Annotated in this window: 17 protein-coding genes; 11 read left to right on the forward strand and 6 right to left on the reverse strand. The window is 71.6% G+C overall.

Features of this window, described 5'->3' with window-relative positions:
* Positions 1-6: 6 nt before the first annotated feature.
* Positions 7-528 (reverse strand): hypothetical protein, encoded by a 522-nt coding sequence (locus ACH4C6_RS10780; RefSeq protein WP_398108218.1) that lies wholly within the window; start codon positions 526-528, stop codon positions 7-9.
* Between the two features lie 533 nt (positions 529-1,061).
* Between ACH4C6_RS10780 and ACH4C6_RS10785 the strand changes: the two genes are divergently transcribed.
* Entirely contained in the window at positions 1,062-1,853 is a 792-nt protein-coding gene (locus ACH4C6_RS10785; protein ID WP_398108219.1) for an RNA polymerase sigma factor SigF, read from the forward strand.
* Between the two features lie 32 nt (positions 1,854-1,885).
* Here the strand turns inward: ACH4C6_RS10785 and ACH4C6_RS10790 are convergent, their stop codons facing one another.
* Positions 1,886-2,206, reverse strand: a complete 321-nt coding sequence (locus tag ACH4C6_RS10790) for an ANTAR domain-containing protein (protein ID WP_398108220.1) — start codon at positions 2,204-2,206, stop codon at positions 1,886-1,888.
* Between the two features lie 244 nt (positions 2,207-2,450).
* Here ACH4C6_RS10790 and ACH4C6_RS10795 point away from each other — a divergent pair, with 244 nt between their 5' ends.
* Positions 2,451-3,254 carry a VOC family protein gene (locus ACH4C6_RS10795; RefSeq protein WP_398108221.1) on the forward strand — a complete coding sequence of 268 codons (804 nt, stop codon included), beginning with the start codon at positions 2,451-2,453 and terminating at the stop codon, positions 3,252-3,254.
* Between the two features lie 63 nt (positions 3,255-3,317).
* Here ACH4C6_RS10795 and glgX read toward each other — a convergent pair whose 3' ends face one another.
* Both glgX and ACH4C6_RS10805 read right to left on the reverse strand, forming a co-directional pair.
* Positions 3,318-5,477, reverse strand: coding sequence for a glycogen debranching protein GlgX (gene glgX / locus ACH4C6_RS10800; RefSeq protein ID WP_398108222.1), 2,160 nt, complete (start codon positions 5,475-5,477; stop codon positions 3,318-3,320).
* Positions 5,474-5,986 carry a pep a2 gene (locus tag ACH4C6_RS10805; protein WP_398108223.1) on the reverse strand — a complete coding sequence of 171 codons (513 nt, stop codon included), beginning with the start codon at positions 5,984-5,986 and terminating at the stop codon, positions 5,474-5,476. The genes glgX and ACH4C6_RS10805 overlap by 4 nt, the downstream gene beginning before the upstream one ends.
* A gap of 357 nt (positions 5,987-6,343) precedes the next feature.
* On the opposite strand from ACH4C6_RS10805, the gene ACH4C6_RS10810 reads away from it, so the two are divergent.
* The 6 genes from ACH4C6_RS10810 (at position 6,344) to ACH4C6_RS10835 (ending at position 15,241) form a co-directional block, all read left to right on the forward strand.
* On the forward strand, positions 6,344-6,643 hold the full coding sequence (locus ACH4C6_RS10810) for a DUF5133 domain-containing protein (RefSeq protein WP_398108224.1): 300 nt from the start codon (positions 6,344-6,346) through the stop codon (positions 6,641-6,643).
* Positions 6,644-6,718: 75 nt separating this feature from the next.
* The gene (locus ACH4C6_RS10815) at positions 6,719-8,716 is read left to right on the forward strand and encodes an alpha-1,4-glucan--maltose-1-phosphate maltosyltransferase (RefSeq protein WP_398108225.1); all 1,998 of its coding nucleotides are present in this window, start codon (positions 6,719-6,721) and stop codon (positions 8,714-8,716) included.
* Positions 8,713-10,431, forward strand: coding sequence for a maltose alpha-D-glucosyltransferase (treS, locus tag ACH4C6_RS10820; protein WP_398108226.1), 1,719 nt, complete (start codon positions 8,713-8,715; stop codon positions 10,429-10,431). Before ACH4C6_RS10815 ends, treS begins: the two co-directional genes overlap by 4 nt.
* Positions 10,432-10,459: 28 nt before the next feature.
* Positions 10,460-11,830 (forward strand): maltokinase, encoded by a 1,371-nt coding sequence (locus tag ACH4C6_RS10825; RefSeq protein ID WP_398108227.1) that lies wholly within the window; start codon positions 10,460-10,462, stop codon positions 11,828-11,830.
* Positions 11,831-11,833: 3 nt separating this feature from the next.
* Complete coding sequence (glgB, locus tag ACH4C6_RS10830) at positions 11,834-14,041, forward strand: 1,4-alpha-glucan branching enzyme (RefSeq protein ID WP_398108228.1); 2,208 nt, start codon at positions 11,834-11,836, stop codon at positions 14,039-14,041.
* Positions 14,042-14,152: 111 nt separating this feature from the next.
* The gene (locus ACH4C6_RS10835; RefSeq protein WP_398108229.1) at positions 14,153-15,241 is read left to right on the forward strand and encodes a glutamate--cysteine ligase; all 1,089 of its coding nucleotides are present in this window, start codon (positions 14,153-14,155) and stop codon (positions 15,239-15,241) included.
* A gap of 27 nt (positions 15,242-15,268) precedes the next feature.
* On the opposite strand, the gene ACH4C6_RS10840 is transcribed toward ACH4C6_RS10835, so the two are convergent.
* Complete coding sequence (locus ACH4C6_RS10840) at positions 15,269-15,502, reverse strand: DUF6480 family protein (RefSeq protein ID WP_398108230.1); 234 nt, start codon at positions 15,500-15,502, stop codon at positions 15,269-15,271.
* A gap of 151 nt (positions 15,503-15,653) precedes the next feature.
* Here ACH4C6_RS10840 and ACH4C6_RS10845 point away from each other — a divergent pair, with 151 nt between their 5' ends.
* Positions 15,654-17,552: an AMP-dependent synthetase/ligase gene (locus tag ACH4C6_RS10845; protein WP_398108231.1), complete on the forward strand. Its 1,899-nt coding sequence runs from the start codon at positions 15,654-15,656 to the stop codon at positions 17,550-17,552.
* A 117-nt stretch (positions 17,553-17,669) separates the two neighbouring features.
* The gene (locus tag ACH4C6_RS10850) at positions 17,670-18,104 is read left to right on the forward strand and encodes an ATP-binding protein (RefSeq protein WP_333930237.1); all 435 of its coding nucleotides are present in this window, start codon (positions 17,670-17,672) and stop codon (positions 18,102-18,104) included.
* A 153-nt stretch (positions 18,105-18,257) separates the two neighbouring features.
* Here the strand turns inward: ACH4C6_RS10850 and ACH4C6_RS10855 are convergent, their stop codons facing one another.
* The gene (locus tag ACH4C6_RS10855; RefSeq protein ID WP_398108232.1) at positions 18,258-18,629 is read right to left on the reverse strand and encodes a PRC-barrel domain containing protein; all 372 of its coding nucleotides are present in this window, start codon (positions 18,627-18,629) and stop codon (positions 18,258-18,260) included.
* A gap of 348 nt (positions 18,630-18,977) precedes the next feature.
* On the opposite strand from ACH4C6_RS10855, the gene ACH4C6_RS10860 reads away from it, so the two are divergent.
* Entirely contained in the window at positions 18,978-19,370 is a 393-nt protein-coding gene (locus tag ACH4C6_RS10860) for an STAS domain-containing protein (protein ID WP_398108233.1), read from the forward strand.
* Positions 19,371-19,511: the final 141 nt, after the last annotated feature.

A 19,511-nucleotide genomic window follows, 5' to 3' on the forward strand; every position in this document is an offset into this window, starting at 1 on the left:
GGCGGGTCAGGCGGTGCCTTCCTCCGCCTGGTCCCGCAGGAAGACGCTCACCTGGTGGGCCAGGCTGTCGCGGCACTGGCCCAGCGGGGCCCCGGGGGCTCCCTCGTGCACCCCGATGCCGCCCGCCCACAGACGCCGGGCGGTCCACTCCTCCTCGACGCGCAACTGCACCTGCACGTCCACCAGGCTCAGGGCCTCCTCGGCCGCGGCCGCGTAGAGCACGGCCGTGACCCGGCGCAGCGGATAGACGTCGAAGCCCTCGATGAACTGGGAGTTGCGCCAGTCGACGAAGGCACTCTCGCCGTCCGGGCCGACGCGCACGTCGATCTGGCCGTCCTCCAGGTGGATGCCGAGGTGCCGGCTGCCGCGGTTCTCGACCGTCACGCGCAGGCGGAAGTAGGTGAGCCCGTCGGCCGCGTCGTCCCTGCCACGAGGCGGTTCGGCCGGTTCCAGACGGTGGACGCGGACGCGCAGACCGGCATGCTCCTCGTACTCCTGCCAGTCCCCGACCACGTTCGGCTCGTACACGCTGCACCCTCTCGACCTCTGGAAGCTGCTTCCTATCTGTGGCCCGAGCACAGTGTCAAATGAGCAGAATGCGCTGTGGCCAGGCAGTTCGCCGTACCTGATCGATGATCAAGCCGTGCCCAGCGGTTATCCGCGAGCCGCCGGAGAAAGCGCTTGCCCAGGCGTGCCGCACATCACTTCCACGAGTGAAGATCAACGGGTCGGGCGACCCGGTGGCGCCGGAGCCGCCCGGACACCACCGCCTCGACGGCGGACGGCGCCGGGAACCGGCCACCGGAAGGGCCGGCGGCATGGTCACCGCACTCCGGAGGCGGCGACGGCTCCTCGGTCGCAGCCAGGCCAAGATGCCCCGAATGTCGTATTGTCGGAAGTGCTTCGTTGTCACTGCCCGGCCGCGGGCGGTGAAGTGCTTCGGACAGGAGGCACATCCGTGGGAGCCGGCCTGCCGGGCCCCGGGTGCTTCCGTGAGGTCCGAGTCCGTGCTTCCCATGGTGTCCGTCCCTTCCGCACCTGCTCAGGGAGGTGCGCACCACATGCGTATCGCCGGCAGCACCCGAACGCACCCGCACGACGACGCCCCCGACACCGCCGAGGCGTTCCGGCGGCTGGCACGACTGCCCGAAGGACCCGAGCGCAAGGCCCTGCGCGACGAACTGGTCGAGGCCTGGCTCCCCATGGCCGAGCGGATCGCCGTCCGGTTCCGGGGCCGCGGCGAGGCCCTGGAGGACCTCTACCAGGTCGCGGCCCTGGGGCTGGTCAAGGCGGTCGACCACTACGACCCGGCCCGCGGCAACGCCTTCGAGGCCTACGCCGTGCCCACCGTCACCGGCGAGATCAAGCGCCACTTCCGCGACCACATGTGGACGCTGCACGTGCCCCGCCGGGTCCAGGACCTGCGCAACCGCGTGCGGCACGCCGTCAAGGACCTGTCCCAGACCACTTCGGGCCGCTCCCCCACCCTGGCCGAGATCGCCGAGTACGCCCAGCTCACCGAGGGCGAGGTGCGCACCGGGATGGAGGCGCTGGAGTGCTTCTCCGCGCTGTCGCTGGAGGCGGAGATGCCGGGCACCGACGGCTACGCCCTCGGGGACGCGATCGGCGGACCCGACCCGGCCTTCGACATCGTGGTCGACCGCGTGGCCGTCCGGCCCTGCCTGGAGGCCCTGCCCGAGCGCGAGCGGGTCATCCTGTACCTGCGGTTCTTCAAGGGGATGACCCAGAGCCGCATCGCGGAGCAGCTCGGCATCTCCCAGATGCACGTCTCACGGCTGCTCAGCAGCTGCTTCGCCCACCTGCGCGAGGAACTGCTCACCGAGACCGGGTGAACGGGGAGCCGGCGCCACGCCTCCCGCGCGGCTCACCGCTCGGGGGGCGTGCCGGGCAGCTGCACCGGCCCCGCGCCATCCAGGGCGTCCTCCAGCGCAGCCCGGATCTCCTCGGGCATCAGGCCGGTGCGCCCCCACACGAGGATCATCTCGGCGACGTTGCGCAGCTTGGTGTTGGTGTGCTGGGAGACCTGCTTCAGCACGGCCCATCCCTGGTCGGGCGAGATCCTGCCGAGTGCCACGACCATCCCGATCGCCTGGTCCACGACGGCGTGGGAGACGACCGCCTCCTTCAGCTGCTGGATCTCCTCCTGCAGCTGAAGGATCCGCTCCGAGCCCCCGTCCGTGGGCATGGTCACCTCCGGGTCCGGTGCGCCGCTGCCCGGATGGCCGGACAGGGTGCTTGAGTGCCTTGACGCAGTGTCCGGCCCGTCCATCGTCGTCACCCGGCCCGCCGGGTGCCACCCGGGTGGACCAGCCGGTTCCGTTTCGGTGCGCCCGCCGGGGTACTCGGCAGGCGCAGCCCATGGCCGCGGCCGGACACTGGTGGCCATCCACCGGTGGCCGCCGGGCCGACGAGATCAGGACACGACTGCCATGAACCACGACATGCCCACCCCCTCCGGCACGAAGGACGTCATCTCCTCGCACTCCGTGTTCGGCGCTCCCTGCTGGGTGAGTCTGACCAGCCGCGACGTCCGGGCGACCGAGGAGTTCTACGGGGCGGTGCTGGGCTGGCAGTGGCGGCCGGCCAAGCTCGGCGACCGGTTCCGGATCGCCCTGGTGGACGGGTCGCCGGTGGCCGGGATCGCGGGCGTGGCGACCATGTGGCAGATGGCCGTGGCGTGGCTGCCGTACTTCGCGGTGCGCAGCGCGGACGAGGCGGCGGCCCGGGTGCAGGAGCGCATGGGCACGGTCGCGGTGGGGCCGATCTCCCTGCCGCCCGGGCGGGCCGCGCTGCTGGCCGACCGCGACGGGGCGGCGTTCGGCATCTGGGAGGGCGACCTGTTCACCGACTGGGAGACCTGGCGCAACGCGCAGCCCGCCTTCATCACGCTGCACACCCGGGACGCCTTCGACGCCGCCATCTTCTACGGCGAGGTCCTGGACTGGGCGTCGCGGAGCCCCGGGTGCTGCGAGGTCCACTACGAGGGCGGCGAGGTCGTGCTGCGCAGCCGCGGTGACGTCGTCGCACGGATCGAGTCGGGCGCCCTCGAGGCGGCGCCGGATCCCGCCATCCGCCCCCACTGGCAGGTCCACTTCAGCGTCGACGACGTGGCGGCCTGCGCCCGCGCCGCGGAGCTGCACGGCGGCAGCGTCGTGTCCAAGGGCGGCGACGAGGCGGTGCTGCGCGACCACGACGGGGCGCAGTTCACCGTCACCGCGCGACGCGCACGCTGATCGCCCCGGGCATGCGCCGGCCCCGCGGGAGCGGTGCTCCCGCGGGGCCGGAGTCCGTGGCCGTCACCGCGTCCGGTCGCCCCGCTCCGCCCGGGAGGGCCGGGACAGCAGGACCAGGCTGCGCGCCCCGACGGTGAGGCCGGTGCCCGCCTTGTGCTCCGCCTCGTCCGGCGTGCCGTCGGGGTCGGCCGTGTCGATCAGCGCCGTCCACCTCTCGCCGTAGGAGGCGTCCGGGATGCGGAAGTCGACCGGCTCCCAGTGGCTGTTGAGCAGCAGCAGGAAGGAGTCGTCGACGACGGGGCGGCCGCGCGGGTCGGGCTCGGCGATGGCGTCGCCGTTGAGGAACACCCCGACCGAGTGCGCGTCACCGCGCTGCCAGTCGTCGTCGGTCATCTCGCGGGCGTCGGGCGCCAGCCAGACCAGGTCGGGCAGCGGCTGGTCGGCCCGCCTGATCGTCTCGCCGCGGAAGAAGCGGCGCCGGCGCAGCACGGGGTGCGCGGTGCGCAGGTTGATGAGGTAGCGGGTGAAGTGCAGCAGGTCCCGCTGCTCCTCGCTCAGCCCCCAGTCGATCCAGGAGATCTCGTTGTCCTGGCAGTAGGCGTTGTTGTTGCCGCCCTGGGTGCGCCCGAGTTCGTCGCCGTGCGAGAGCATCGGGATGCCCTGGGAGAGCAGCAGGGTGGCGAGGAAGTTGCGCTGCTGGCGGATGCGCAGCTCCCGCACGGCCGGGTCGCGGCTTCCCCCCTCGGCCCCGCAGTTCCACGACCGGTTGGTGCTCTCGCCGTCCTGGTTGCCCTCGCCGTTGTCCTCGTTGTGCTTGTCGTTGTACGACACGAGGTCGCGCAGGGTGAAACCGTCGTGCGCGGTGACGAAGTTGACGCTGGCCCGGGGGCGGCGCCTGCTGTGCTGGTACAGGTCGGACGAGCCGGTCAGCCGGGAGGCGAACTCGCCGAGGGTGTGGTCCTCACCTCGCCAGAAGTCCCGTACGGCGTCCCGGTACATGCCGTTCCACTCCGACCACAGGGGCGGGAAGTTGCCCACCTGGTAGCCGCCCTCGCCGACGTCCCACGGCTCGGCGATCAGCTTCACGCGGCTGATCACGGGGTCCTGCTGGATGAGGTCGAAGAACGCCGAGAGCCGGTCCACCTCGTGGAACTGCCGGGCCAGGGTGGCCGCCAGGTCGAAGCGGAAGCCGTCGACGTGCATCTCGGTCACCCAGTACCGCAGCGAGTCCATGATCAGTTGCAGTACGTAGGGGTGCCGCATCAGCAGGCTGTTGCCGGTGCCGGTGGTGTCGTAGTAGTGCTTCCAGTCGCCGTCGACCAGGCGGTAGTAGGAGGAGTTGTCGATGCCCCGGAAGGACAGGGTGGGGCCCAGCTCGTTGCCCTCGGCGGTGTGGTTGTAGACCACGTCGAGGATGACTTCGAGGCCCGCCGCGTGCAGGGTCTTCACCATCTGCTTGAACTCGGCGACCTGCTCCCCGCGCGTGCCGTGGGCGGCGTAGCCGTTGTGCGGCGCGAAGAAGCCGATGGTGTTGTAGCCCCAGTAGTTCGACAGGCCCCGGTCGTGCAGCACCCCGTCGTGGACGAACTGGTGCACGGGCATCAGCTCGACGGCCGTGACGCCGAGGGAGGTCAGGTGCTCGACCACGGCGGGGTGGGCCAGGCCCGCGTAGGTGCCCCGCAGTTCCTCGGGCACCTCGGGGTGGGTCCTGGTCATGCCCTTGACGTGGGCCTCGTAGATGACCGTGTCGGCGTAGGGCCGGCCGGGCCGGGCGTCGTCGCCCCAGTCGAAGGCCGGGTCGGTCACCACGCCGAGCATGGTGTGCCCCGCGCTGTCGGCCGGGTCGGGGCCGTCGGGGTTGCGCTCGTAGAGCGAGGGGTGGTTGTCGATCTGCCCGTCCACCGCGCGGGCGTACGGGTCGAGCAGCAGCTTGGCCGGGTTGCAGTGGTGGCCGGCGCTGGGGGCCCAGGGCCCGTGCACGCGGTAGCCGTAGCGCTGGCCCGGGCCGACGCCGGGCGCGTAGCCGTGCCAGACGAAGCCGTCGACCTCGTTGAGCGGGACCCGGGTGTGGGTGCCGTCGTCGTCGACGAGGACCAGCTCCACGCGCTCGGCGACCTCGCTGAAGAGCGCGAAGTTGGTGCCCTCCCCGTCGAAGTCGGCACCCAGCGGGTAGGGGCGCCCGCCCCAGGCGGACACCCCTTTCCGTTCCTGCCTGCGGGTCACCGGGCGTCCTCCAGGACCTCGGCCGGGGTGCCGGCCGGACCGGCCAGCCGGGTGATGGGCACCTCACGGGGCACGTCCAGACCCTCGCTCTCGCGCGGGGCCGGCGCGGTCGGCACCAGCGGGACGCGCTCACCGGCGCGGGCGCGCTGCGAGAACCAGATGACCTTGCTGCCGGTCTCGGTGGCGCAGCAGCCCCAGCCGTCGCTCATCGCCGCGAGGTGCTCCAGGCAGCCTCGCAGTTCCTGGTCGGGGCGCAGGCCGCGGTCGTTGTCACCGATGGCGGTGATCAGGTGCTGCCCGTTCCACCACATCTCGATCGACGTGTTCTTGTCCGTGGCGTGCTCGTCGATGGCCTTGAGCAGCATCTCGGCACCGCCGCAGACGGGCTGGACGAGGTTGTCCAGGTCCCAGAACCTCAGGTGAGCGGCCAGAATGCGGCTGACCTGTCCCACCCGGTCGGGGCTGACTTCCACGTCGAGGTGGTAGTAGCAGGGCACTGCGGTCTTCATCGGTCGGCTCCTCACCGCGAAGCTCAATTCCTTCTCGTCCGCGTCTGCGGAACGAGCCCCGAACACAGAACGTGAGCGCGTATCGCTTCTGAGTCACCCTCAGAGTGAGGGTGCTGCTCCGTTCGTGCAACACGAGGGCACACCTGAGGCGCCGGAGCGCCCATGTGAGCAGCGGGACGGGCCCCGAACGGCCCACCCCGTCCGCGACTCGTTGAAGATCCAACAAGACGCTGCGTCATGGCGCGTGCACCATGTGTGAAAGAACTCGATCGCCGTCACGGGTCCGCGTCGCTGTGCGCGGCCTCCGTCCGACCGTCGGGAGACCGTGCCCCCCGAGCCCGAAAGGTGATCGGCGCCATGCTGCTACCCGCCAGAGCCGAAGTCGCCCGGCAGTTGCGCCGTTACCGGGCCTGGGAACGCGTGATGCTCGCCGCACCGAACGACCTCACCGTGCGGAGCACGTTCGAGGACTCCGGCTACACGCTGTGCGTGCTCATGGGCAAGCGCTGCGCGCGGGAGGCGGCGGACGCCGCCGAGCGGTACCTGCGCACCAATCACGTCACGTACCTGCAGGAGCAGAACGACAGACCGCGCCCGGCCGCGGCGGTCCGGCGCAGGCCGCCGGTGGCGGAGCGGAGATCCCCGGCGGGAAGGTGATGCCCTTCCCGCCGCAGCTGTCCCCCTGACCGGGCCTCCGCGGCCCGGCTTTCGAGCACGGTGGAGGTGAGGACCATGAGGAAGACCCGGGCCATCGGCCGTATCCCGGTGCGGGACGTCCGGCCGGCCGTGGAGGCCGGCAACCGGCCGGCCAAGGCGGTCGTGGGTGAGACGTTCGAGGTCACCGCCACCGTGTTCCGGGAGGGGCACGACGCGGTGGCCGCCAATGTCGTCCTGAAGGACCCCGAGGGCCGTCCCGGCCCGTGGACGCCGATGCGCGAGCTCGCCCCGGGCAGCGACCGCTGGGGCGCCGAGATCACGCCGCACGCCGTCGGCCGCTGGACGTACCGCGTGGAGGCGTGGAGCGACCCGGTCGCCACCTGGCGGCACGCGGCGGGGATAAAGGTTCCCGCGGGCATCGACCCGGGCCTGGTGCTGGAGGAAGGCGCGGAACTGCTCGAACGGGCGGCGGCCGGCGTACCGAGGGACGCCGGCCGCGGTGTGCTGCTCGACGCGGCGGAGACCCTGCGCGACGACTCGCTGCCCACGACGGACCGGCTGGCGGCCGCCCTGACACCCGAGGTGGACCGCGTGCTGGCCCGGTACCCGCTGCGGGACCTGGTCAGCACGTCCGAACCGATGCCGTTGCTGGTGGAGCGGGAGCGGGCGCTGTACGGGTCGTGGTACGAGTTCTTCCCGCGTTCGGAGGGCACGGCCGAGCGGCCGCACGGCACGTTCCGCACGGCGGCGCGGCGGTTGCCGGCGATCGCGGCGATGGGGTTCGACGTGGTCTACCTGCCGCCGATCCATCCCATCGGCACCACGTTCCGCAAGGGGAAGAACAACACCCTCTCCCCCGGTCCGGACGACGTGGGGGTGCCGTGGGCGATCGGCTCGCCCGAGGGCGGCCACGACGCCGTGCACTCGGATCTGGGCACGATGGACGACTTCGTGTGGTTCGTCGGGCGGGCGCGGGAGCTGGGGCTGGAGATCGCGCTGGACTTCGCGTTGCAGTGCTCGCCGGACCACCCGTGGGTGCACAAGCACCCGGAGTGGTTCCACCACCGGCTCGACGGCACGATCGCGTATGCGGAGAACCCGCCGAAGAAGTACCAGGACATCTTCCCCATCGCCTTCGACGCGGACATGGACGGTCTGGTGGCGGAGACGTGCCGGGTGCTGCGGCACTGGATGGACGCGGGGGTGCGGATCTTCCGGGTGGACAACCCGCACACCAAGCCGGTGGTGTTCTGGGAGCGGGTGATCGCGGACGTCAACCGCACCGACCCGGATGTGATCTTCCTGGCCGAGGCGTTCACCCGGCCCGCGATGATGCACACCCTGGCGCAGATCGGTTTCCAGCAGTCGTACACGTACTTCACCTGGCGCAACACCAAGCAGGAGCTGACGGAGTACCTGACGGAGCTGTCGGGCGAGGCCGCCTCCTACATGCGGCCGAACTTCTTCGCCAACACCCCTGACATCCTGCACGCCTACCTCCAGCACGGCGGCCGGCCGGCCTTCGAGGTGCGGGCGGTGCTCGCCGCGACGCTCTCGCCGACCTGGGGCATCTACTCCGGCTACGAGCTGTGCGAGAACACGCCGTTGAAGGAGGGCAGCGAGGAGTACCTGGACTCGGAGAAGTACCAGCTGCGGCCCCGCGACTGGGAGGCGGCCGAACGCGAGGGACGCAGCATCGCCCCGCTGATCACCCGCCTCAACACCGTCCGCAGGGAGAACCCGGCCCTGCGACAGCTGCGCCACCTGCACTTCCACCACACCGACAACGACGCGCTCCTCGCCTACAGCAAGCGCAGCGGAGACGACGTCGTCCTGGTGGTGGTCAATCTCGACCCGCATCGGGCCCAGGAGGCCACGGTCTCGTTGGACATGCCGCGACTCGGCCTGGACTGGCACGAGTCGGTGCCGGTGCGCGACGAGCTCACCGGCGAGACCTACCACTGGGGCCGGAACAACTACGTGCGCCTCGAGCCGGGGCGGGCTCCCGCGCACGTCTTCCACCTCCAGTCCCCGCCCGCCGCGCAAGGTAACGGAGGGGCAGGAACGTCATGACCGTGAACGAACCCGTGCCGGACACCTTCGAGGACACCCCGGCCAGGGACCGGGATCCCGACTGGTTCAAGCGCGCCGTCTTCTACGAGGTGCTGGTCCGCTCGTTCCAGGACAGCAACGGCGACGGCGTCGGCGACCTCAGGGGCCTGACCGCCAAGCTGGACTACCTCCAGTGGCTCGGCGTCGACTGCCTGTGGCTGCCGCCGTTCTTCAAGTCGCCCCTGCGTGACGGCGGCTACGACGTCAGCGACTACACCGCCGTGCTCCCCGAGTTCGGCGACCTCGCCGACTTCGTGGAGTTCGTCGACGCCGCCCACCAGCGCGGCATGCGCGTGATCATCGACTTCGTCATGAACCACACCAGCGACCAGCACCCGTGGTTCCAGGAGTCCAGGAAGGACCCCGACGGCCCCTACGGCGACTTCTACATGTGGGCCGACGACGACAAGGGCTACCCGGACGCGCGGATCATCTTCGTCGACACGGAGACCTCAAACTGGACGTTCGACCCCGTGCGCGGCCAGTACTTCTTCCACCGCTTCTTCTCGCACCAGCCGGACCTCAACTACGAGAACCCGCGCGTCCAGGAGGAGATCCTGGCCGCGCTGAAGTTCTGGCTGGACCTGGGCATCGACGGCTTCCGGCTGGACGCGGTCCCGTACCTCTACGCGGCCGAGGGCACCAACTGCGAGAACCTGCCCGCCACGCACGCCTTCCTCAGGCGGGTGCGCAAGGAGATCGACGCCCAGTACCCGGACACCGTGCTGCTGGCGGAGGCCAACCAGTGGCCCGAGGACGTCGTCGACTACTTCGGCGACTACGCCGCCGGCGGCGACGAGTGCCACATGGCCTTCCACTTCCCGGTCATGCCCCGCATCTTCATGGCCGTCCGCCGCGAGTCCCGCTACCCGGTCTCCGAGATCCTGGCCAAGACCCCGGCCATCCCCTCGGGCTGCCAGTGGGGGATGTTCCTGCGCAACCACGACGAGCTGACGCTCGAGATGGTGACCGACGAAGAGCGCGACTACATGTGGGCCGAGTACGCCAAGGACCCCCGCATGCGGGCCAACATCGGCATCCGCAGGCGCCTGGCGCCACTGCTGGACAACGACCGGCACACCATCGAGCTGTTCACCGCGCTGTTGCTGGCCCTGCCCGGCTCGCCGATCCTGTACTACGGCGACGAGATCGGCATGGGCGACAACATCTGGCTCGGCGACCGGGACGCGGTGCGCACCCCGATGCAGTGGACCCCGGACCGCAACGCCGGCTTCTCGACCAGCGACCCCGGCCGGCTGTACCTGCCGGCCATCATGGACCCGGTCTACGGCCACCAGGTGACCAATGTCGAGGCGTCGATGTCGTCGCCGTCGTCGCTGCTGCACTGGACCCGGCGCATGATCGAGATCCGCAAGCAGAACCCCGCGTTCGGCCTCGGCTCCTACACCGAGCTGCCCTCGTCCAACCCCGCCGTGCTGGCCTTCCTGCGGGAGTACGAGGACGACCTGGTGCTGTGCGTGAACAACTTCGCCCGTTTCGCCCAGCCCACCGAACTCGACCTGCGCGAGTTCGCCGGGCGGCACCCGGTGGAGCTGTTCGGCGGGGTCCGCTTCCCCGCGATCGGTGAACTGCCGTACCTGCTCACCCTCGGGGGCCACGGCTTCTACTGGTTCCGGCTCACTCGAGTCGCATCCCGCATCGGCCGGCGACTGTGAGCGTGCGCCGACGAAAGGAGGCGTGACCATGCCGAAGACCGCATCCCTCCGCCCGGACCTCACGCGCCTGGCCGAGCCCATGGAGTCGCTCGGGGCGCTGCTGCGCGACTGGCTGCCCCGGCAGCGCTGGTTCGCCGGCAAGGACCGGCCCGTCACCGAACTCGGTCTGCTGTCGATGACCGAGCTGTTCCCGGGGTGCCTGCACCTGCTGGTGCACGCCGGGCACGCGGGGCACACCGGCGTGCCCTCGCCGGGCGGCGCGCCCCCGGCCGGCGACTGCTACCAGCTGCTGCTCGGTGTGCGCGAGCACCCGTCGCCACGGCTGGGCCGGGCGCTGATCGGGCAGGTGCAGGACGGGCCGCTGGCCGGCACGACCGTCTACGACGCCCTGCACGATCCGCGCTCCGCGCAACTGCTGCTGGAGCGGCTGCGCCGGCCCGGCACCGCGGGCCCCCTGCGCTTCGACTGTGACCCGGAGCATGAGGTCCCCGCCGGGCTCGTGCCGCGGCTGCTGGACGCCGAGCAGTCCAACTCCTCGCTGGTGTACGGCGACGAGTACATCCTGAAGGTCTTCCGGCGCATCCAGCCGGGCGTCAACCCGGACCTGGAGGTGCCGGGCGCGCTGGCCCGTCAGGGCTGTCACCGCGTCCCCGCGCCGGTGGCCTGGTTCCAGACCAAGCACCCCTTCACCGCGACCCTGGGCGTGCTCCAGCCCTACCTCCAGGGGGCCTCCGACGGCTGGACGCTGGCCCTGGAGGCGCTGGCCGCCGGGGACGACTTCACCGTCCAGGCCCGGGCGCTGGGAGCGGCCACGGCCGAGGTGCACCTCGCGCTGGCCTCGGCGTTCCCCGTCGGGGCGCCCGGGGAGAACGCGCGCACGGCGTCGGCCATGACCGAGCGGCTGGACGCCGCCGCGCACTGCGTGCCCGCGCTCCAGCCCCACGTACCGGGACTGCGCACCGCGTTCGCCGCGCTCACCACCTGCGACCCGGGCCCGCCCGCCCAGCGCATCCACGGCGATCTGCATCTGGGACAGGTGCTGCGGGCCGGGCGTGACTGGTTCGTCATCGACTTCGAGGGCGAGCCGTCCCGGCCGCTCTCCGAACGGCGCAGCGCCCACTCCCCCGTGCGGGACATCGCCGGGATGCTGCGCTCCTTCGACTACGCCGCCCGGCAGCGCCGCCCCTGGCGCCCGGAGTGGGCCCGCCGCTGCCGGGAGGCCTACTGCGCGGGCTACGCCGCCCGCGCCGGCTGGGACCCACGCAAGAAGCACGGACTGCTCCGGGCCTACGAGACGGACCGGGCCGTGTACGAGGTGCTGTACGAGGCACGGCACCGCCCCGACTGGCTGCCTGTACCGATGGCGGCGATCGAGCGCCTCGCCGTGAGAGGAGACTGAGCCGTGGCCCTGCGAGACACCTCAATCCCGGAGCCGTCCGGCCCGGTCACGACGGCGCCCGCGCCCGCCCTGAGCGCGGAGGACCGCGGGCGGCTGCTGGCGGGCGCCCACCACGACCCGCACGCCCTGCTGGGCGCCCACCCGGTGCCCGGCGGAGTGGTCTTCCGGGCGCTGCGCCCGTTCGCCCGCTCGGTGTCCGTCGTGACCGGCGGCAGGAGCGTGCCCCTGGTCTCCGAGGGCGAGGGGCTCTTCTCGGGCGTGCTGCCGCTGGCGGAGGTTCCCGACTACCGGCTGCACGTGGTGTACGAGGCGGGTGAGATCGAGACGCACGACCCGTACCGGTTCCTGCCCGCGCTCGGCGAGCTCGACCTGCACCTGATCCGGGAGGGGCGCCACGAGCAGCTGTGGCAGGCACTCGGCGCGCAGCCCATGACCCACGAGGGGGTGACCGGCACCCGGTTCACGGTGTGGGCGCCGAACGCGCAGGGCGTGCGGGTGGCCACCGACTTCACCCACTGGGACGGGACCCAGTTCCCGATGCGCTCACTCGGCGCGTCCGGTGTGTGGGAGCTGTTCCTGCCGGACGTCGGCGAGGGCACGGCGTACAAGTTCGAGATCCACTCGCGGCACGGCCACCGCTTCCTCAAGGCCGACCCGATGGCGCGCCGCACGGAGGAGCCGCCCAACACGGCGTCGATCGTCACGGCCTCGCACTACGCGTGGGACGACGCGGAGTGGATGGCGCACCGGGCGGACCGGCCGGTGCACGAGGCGCCGTTCTCGGTGTACGAGGTGCACCTGGCGTCCTGGCGGCCGGGGCTGACCTACCGGCAGCTCGCCGAGGAGCTCCCGAAGTACGTCAAGGAGATGGGCTTCACGCACGTCGAGCTGATGCCGGTCGCCGAGCACCCCTTCCACGGGTCCTGGGGCTACCAGGTCACCGGCTTCTACGCGCCGACGGCCCGGCTCGGCACGCCGGACGACTTCCGGTTCTTCGTCGACGCCTGCCACCGGGCGGGGATCGGCGTGATCATGGACTGGGTGCCGGCCCACTTCCCGAAGGACGACTGGGCGCTGGCCCGCTTCGACGGGGAGCCGCTGTACGAGCCGGGGGACGACCGCCGTGCGGAGCACCCGGACTGGGGCACCTACGAGTTCGACTTCGGCCGCACCGAGGTGCGCAACTTCCTCGTGGCGAACGCCGTGTACTGGTGCGAGGAGTTCCACATCGACGGGCTGCGCGTGGACGCGGTGGCCTCGATGCTCTACCTGGACTACTCGCGCGAGGACGGCCAGTGGGAGCCCAACGCCTACGGCGGCCGGGAGGACCTGGCGGCCATGCGGTTCCTCCAGGAGATGAACGCGACGGTCTACCGGCGGGCTCCCGGCGTGGTGACCATCGCCGAGGAGTCCACCGCCTGGGGCGGGGTGACCAGGCCCACCGACACCGGCGGGCTCGGCTTCGGGCTGAAGTGGAACATGGGCTGGATGCACGACTCGCTGGAGTACGTCTCCCACGAGCCGGTGCACCGCAAGTACCACCACCACGAGATGACGTTCTCGATGGTGTACGCCTACAGCGAGAACTACGTGCTGCCGATCTCGCACGACGAGGTGGTGCACGGCAAGCAGGCCCTGGTGTCGAAGATGCCGGGCGACTGGTGGCAGCGGCGTGCCAACCACCGGGCCTACCTGGGCTACATGTGGGGCCACCCCGGCAAGCAGCTGCTGTTCATGGGGCAGGAGTTCGCGCAGGGGGCGGAGTGGTCGGTGGAGCAGGGCCCGGAGTGGTGGCTGCTCGACGACGGCTACCACTCGGCGGACGACCACCGGGGGGTGCGCGAGCTGGTCCGTGACCTGAACGCGGTGTACCTCGAGACGCCGGCGCTGTGGGAGTGCGACACCCGGCCGGAGGGCTTCCGCTGGGTGGCGGTGGACTCCGCCGACGACAACGTCCTGGCGTTCCTGCGGTACGACGCCGAGGGCAACCCGCTGCTGGCGGTGTCCAACTTCTCCCCCGTGGTCCGGCACGACTACGGGCTGTGGGTGCCGGGGGACGCCTTGGCCTGGCGGGAGCGGCTCAACACCGACGACCTGCGCTACGGCGGCAGCGGCGTCACCCGCCCGGATCCGGTGAAGCCGGAGGACGGCTGCCTGCGGATCACGCTGCCGCCGCTGGCCACCGTGTGGCTGACGCCGGACGCCGGGTAGAACTGCTGCCGTCCCGCCAGGTGTCCCACCCGCCCGCGGGGGGCACTGGGGGTCGTACCACCGGGACGTTCCGGTGGTACGACTCGACGGAGACAGAAGGGCGGGCACCAGGTGCGCACCGTGGGAGTGGAGGAGGAACTCCTCCTGGTCGATCCGGAGACCGGTGAACCGCGGGCACTGTCCGCCGCGGTCCTGGCCCGGGCGGCGCAGGACGAGGCGGGGCAGGACGTGTTCGAGAAGGAACTCCACGAGCAGATGCTGGAGTTCGCCACACATCCGCAGTCCTCGATGGAGAGCCTGCACGCGGAGATCGTCCGCTGCCGCAAGGAGGCCGCCCGGCACGCCGGTGACATCGGCTGCACCGTGGCGGCCCTCGCCACGTCCCCGCTGCCGGTCAGTCCGGCGGTCAGCCTGAACCGCCGCTACCAGTGGATGGCCGAGCAGTACGGCATCGCCACCCGGGAGCAGCTCGTCATGGGCTGTCATGTACACGTGTCGGTGGAGTCCGACGAGGAGGGCGTCGCGGTCGTCGACCGGGTGCGGCCCTGGCTCCAGGTGCTGAAGGCGCTGAGCGCGAACTCGCCGTTCTGGCAGGGCAAGGACTCCGGGTACAGCAGCTACCGCAGCCGGGTGTGGCTGCGCTGGCCCTCCGCCGGCCCCACGGAGCTGTTCGGCTCCGCGGAGCGGTACCACCGGCAGGTCGCCGACATGGTCGCCACCGGCACGATCCTCGACGAGGGGATGATCTACTTCGACGCCCGGCTGTCGCGCAGCTATCCGACCGTGGAGTTCCGCGTCTCGGACGTCTGCCTGCACTCGGGCACGGCCGTGCTGATCGCCACGCTCGTGCGCGGGCTGGTGGAGACCGCGGCCCGGGAGTGGCGGGCCGGGACCGAGCCGCTCGACCCCGGTGTCGGCCTGCTGCGGCTGGCCGACTGGCAGGCCGCCCGGTGCGGGCTCACGGGCGAGCTGCTGCACCCTGCGACCATGCGCCGCATGCCGGCCGAGACGGTCGTGCGCGCCTTGCTGGAGCACGTCGAGGAGGCCCTCGACAGCACCGGGGACCTGGAGCAGGCCCGGGCCGCCTGCGAGGAGCTGCTGCGCGAGGGGAACGGCGCCCGGGTGCAGCGCGAGCTGATGGAGCGCACGGGGAGCCTGCGGGACGTCGTCACGGAGTGCGTGCGGCACACGCAGGGGTGAGACGTCCCGGCTCGAGCGGGCGTCGGCTCAGAGGATCAGCACGAGTGCGTAGGCCAGGAAGAACGCCGCGACCAGCACGGAAACGATGATGATCACGGCCATCGGCCCCTTGGCCCACCCCTTGGTCGGGTTGTGCGTCTCCCGGGGCAGGGCCTCGGGCATGCTGCTCTCCGCGGGTGGGGTCTCGCCCGGCGGCACACCGCCGCCGGGCTCCAGACCGGTGCTGCGCTCGGGCTCGGGATCGGGACTGTAGTGACTCATGCCGACCGGGTCCCCCGATCACGCCCGGATCATCAGCGGACCCACTTCCGTATTTTCCGACCCCGAAGGGTCCTGCCTGGACTACATTCGAGCACCGCCGATGACGGTACCCGTCGGCACGGTCACACCACGTACATGTCAGGAGCAGTGCATGCGCGACCTCGCCCTCGCTCCACCTGCCGCGCCGAACCTGACCGGCGGCCTCGCCGACAGCGTCTTCGAGACGGCGGACCGCGAACCCACCCGGCCCCTGCTGGCCCGCCGCGTCGATCCGGCCTCCGCCACCTGGGAGGAGATCACCGCGATCGAGCTGCGTGACCAGGTGGTGGACACGGCCAAGGGGCTGATCGCCGCCGGCATCGCCCCCGGTCACCGCGTGGCCATCATGGCCCGCACCCGCTACGAGTGGACGGTCCTGTGCTACTCCCTGTGGGCCGTGGGCGCCGAGGTCGTCCCGGTCTACCCGACCTCCTCGCGTGACCAGGTGGAGTGGATCCTGCGGGACGCGGGCTGCGTGGCCGTGGTCGTGGAGGACGAGCAGGGCGTCATGACCGTCGGGTCGGTGTGCGCCGCGCTGCCGCTGCTGCGCCATGTGTGGCAGCTGGACGCGGGTGCGCTGGAGCAACTGGCGGCACGCGGCCACGACGTGCCGGTCACCACGGTGGACTCCATGCGCCGGATCGTGCTGCCGGACTCCACGGCCGTGATCGCCTACACCTCCGGGACGTCCGGCCGGCCGATGGGCTGCGCCCTCAGCCACCGCAATCTGGCCGCCCCCTGCGACACGCTGCTGGCGGGCTGGGGGCACACCGCCGCGCCCCGCGGGGAGCAGGGGTCGGTGCTGGCGTTCCTGCCCTTCTCCCATGTATACGGGCTGATGATCCAGGGGCTGTGCGTGCGCGGCGGCCTGCTCATGGGGCACCAGGCCGATCTGAGCGGGGAGGCGCTGGCCGCGGCGCTGCGCTCGTTCCGGCCGACCTACCTCTACGCGGTCCCCTCGGTCCTGGAGAAGATCTACAAGAACTTCCTGCGCGTCGCGCAGCAGGACGGCCACGGCGCGCTGTTCGAGCGGGCCGCGGCGACCGCGCGCGACTTCGCCGCGGCGCTGGAGCGCCAGCGGCTCGGCCGGGGCCGCGGCCCCGGTCTCGACCTGCGGTTGCAGCACGCCCTGTACGAGCGGACCGTCTACCGGCGGCTGCGGGCCGCCCTCGGCGGGAGGGTGCAGCGGGCCACGTCCGGCGGCTCGCCCCTCAGCCGCGACCTGTCCCTGTTCTACGAGGGCATCGGCGTCTACGTCCACGACGGGTACGGCCTGACGGAGACGGCCGGCGGGGTCACGATGCAGCCGCTCGGCCGGGAGAAGTCCGGAACCGTGGGGCAGGCCCTGCCGGGCACGGAGATCCGCGTCGCCGAGGACGGCGAGATCCTGGTGCGCGGGCCGTCGGTGTTCCAGGGGTACGTGGGCGACGACGCCGCGACCCGGGCCGCCCTGCGCGGCGGCTGGCTGGCCACCGGCGACCTCGGGCGGCTGGACTCCGAGGGCTACCTGACCATCACCGGGCGCAAGAAGGACGTCATCATCACCAGCAGCGGCAAGAGCGTCGCCCCGGCCGCCCTGGAGCAGCGGCTGCGCATGCACCCCCTCGTCCACCAGGCGGTCGTGGTGGGCGACAACCGGCCCTGCGTCGGCGCCCTGATCACGCTGGACCCGGACTTCCTGGCCCACTGGCGGGCGGCACTGGCCCTGCAGGGCGAGCTGCGCGAGGCCCGGGAGGAGAACGCGCTGCGGGAGGAGGTCGCGCGGGCCGTGGCCGCGGCGAACAGCTCCGTCTCGCCGTCGGAGTCGATCCGGGTGTTCCGGGTGCTGCCGGAGCCGTTCGACGTGACGAACGGGCTGCTGACCCCCTCCATGAAGCTGCGCCGCGACGAGATCGTGCGGCACCACGCGTCCGAGATCGACGCGATGTACGAGTCGCGCAGGCGCCCGGGGCGGCAGCCGGCCAGGGACGAACCGTCACATTGGGACGATACGGACAACGTGTTCCGCTGAGCGGGGTGGCGAACGCGTAGCCCTCGCCCTCATGGGAACACGCGACAGTGGCGACGCACGAGAAAGGACGACTGCCCTGACGACAGCCCTTGCTGACGCCCGGGCCGGAAAGGCGATATGTCAACCGAGCCGCGTGGAGACGACGCCCTGACCTCCGAGGAGATCCCCAGCCGCACGAACAGCTTCGTGGGCGAGCCGCACGACGTGACGGGTGCGCGCCTCGCAGCGGAGGAGTTCCTGCGTGATCTGGCACGCTCCTCCCCGCCCTCCGCTCCCGAGTACTGGGACGACATCCTGCTGGTGGTGACGGAACTGGCCGCCAACGCGGTCCAGTACGCCCCGGGTCCGTTCGCGCTGCGGATGCGCCGGACCTTCGACGGCGTGCACGTGGTCCTGCACGACACCAGCACCACCGAACCCGCCCCACGCCCCTTCGATCCCCGCAGTGGCGGCGGCGGCATCGGCTGGCACCTGATCCACACCCTGTGCGACCAGGTCAGCGTGGTGACCGACGACAGCGGCAAGGACGTGCACGTCTTCCTGCCGTGGTGAGGCCGGTCGCCGCTCGGTGCGCCCCGGACCCGGCGAGCGGTGGACGGACGGCACACGCTAAGGGAGCGCCCGGCTCGCGCCGGGCGCTCCCTCCATGACCGCGCTCCCTGCCCGCAGGTGGCCGGTCAGGGGCGCGAGGCGCCCGTGACCGGCTCAGACCGCGGTCGTCTCGCGCGGCGGCAGCCGGTGGTAGTAGTCGCCCACGGCCGTCAGGTACTGCGGGTCCCGCGTCTCGCTGTCGGTCTCGAAGCGGGGCGCCTCCTTGGCGTCGGCCCTGCTGCAGGCCAGTGTGATCTTCCGGCCCTCGGTGTCCACGCCCGTGACGACTCCGGCCGGCACCAGGACGCTGCGGCCGAAGACCCAGACCCCGGTGTCGACGACGAGGTGCCGCATGCCGTGCGGGGCGTCCTCCCGGTCCACGTGCCCGATCGTGCCGTCGGTCGCCGCGACGCTGAACCCGGTCAGGTCCTGCCCCTCGGTGTGGGCGCTGCCGGGTGCGTACGACCAGATTCTGTCGATGGCCACGCTGCTCCATCCTCCCTGGCGGTGTGCGGATCGCGGGGCGGCGGCGGACGCCTTCCGCCCGTCCTGCCGTCCCACAGCGGCAATTACCCTCCTGGCGCACGCGCATTCGGTGATCGGGTCGGCAACCCGGGCGTCTTCCGCCGGGTGATCCCGAAAGCCGTGCACATCCCGCAGGCATGCATCGGTGATTGCCGGGTATTCGCGGGGCGCGGTGGGATCCGAGCCCTGGTGCGGAAGGAGGCGCATGACAGACGGCACCCGAGTCCGGAGAACGACCGGCATCCCCGCGCACCGCGGTCACCCCCGGCGGTGACCGACCCCAGGCCGTAGCACTTGTTGGAGGTACCCGTGCCCCTCGCCCAGAACCCGCTGTCCGTGGAAGTCGAACTGCCCCGGGAGGACGTCGCCCTGATCACGGTCGACGGCTACCTGGACGTCGACACCGCGACCGAGTTCCAGGCCCATCTGGCCAACCAACTCCACCACGGCCGACGTCACTTCCTGCTGGACCTCGCGTCCGTGCCGTTCATGGACTCGTCGGGGATGAACATCATCCTGCGCGTCTACCAGGAGACCCGTAAGACCGAGGGCAGCGTGCACGTCATCAGCCCGACGCCCGCCGTGCGGCGCATCCTCGATCTGACCGGCGTGAGCATCACCGTGCCGATATCGGAGAGCGTCGACGAGGCGCTGGCCCGGGTCGACGCGGGACCGTCGGTCCCGGAGGAACCGGAGCTCTGACCGACCGGGCACCCCTCGGGCACGGCACCGGCGCGGGCCGGTCGGCCGGTGCCCGGTTCGGTCTGCCCGAAGGCCCGTCACCGGCGCGTCGCCCGCCGGTCCAAGAGGTGGCCGACGGCCGCTCCCCCGAACCGGACCGCT

Source organism: Streptomyces sp. NPDC017943 (assembly GCF_044328425.1).
GTDB classification, from domain to species: Bacteria; Actinomycetota; Actinomycetes; order Streptomycetales; family Streptomycetaceae; genus Streptomyces; species Streptomyces djakartensis_A.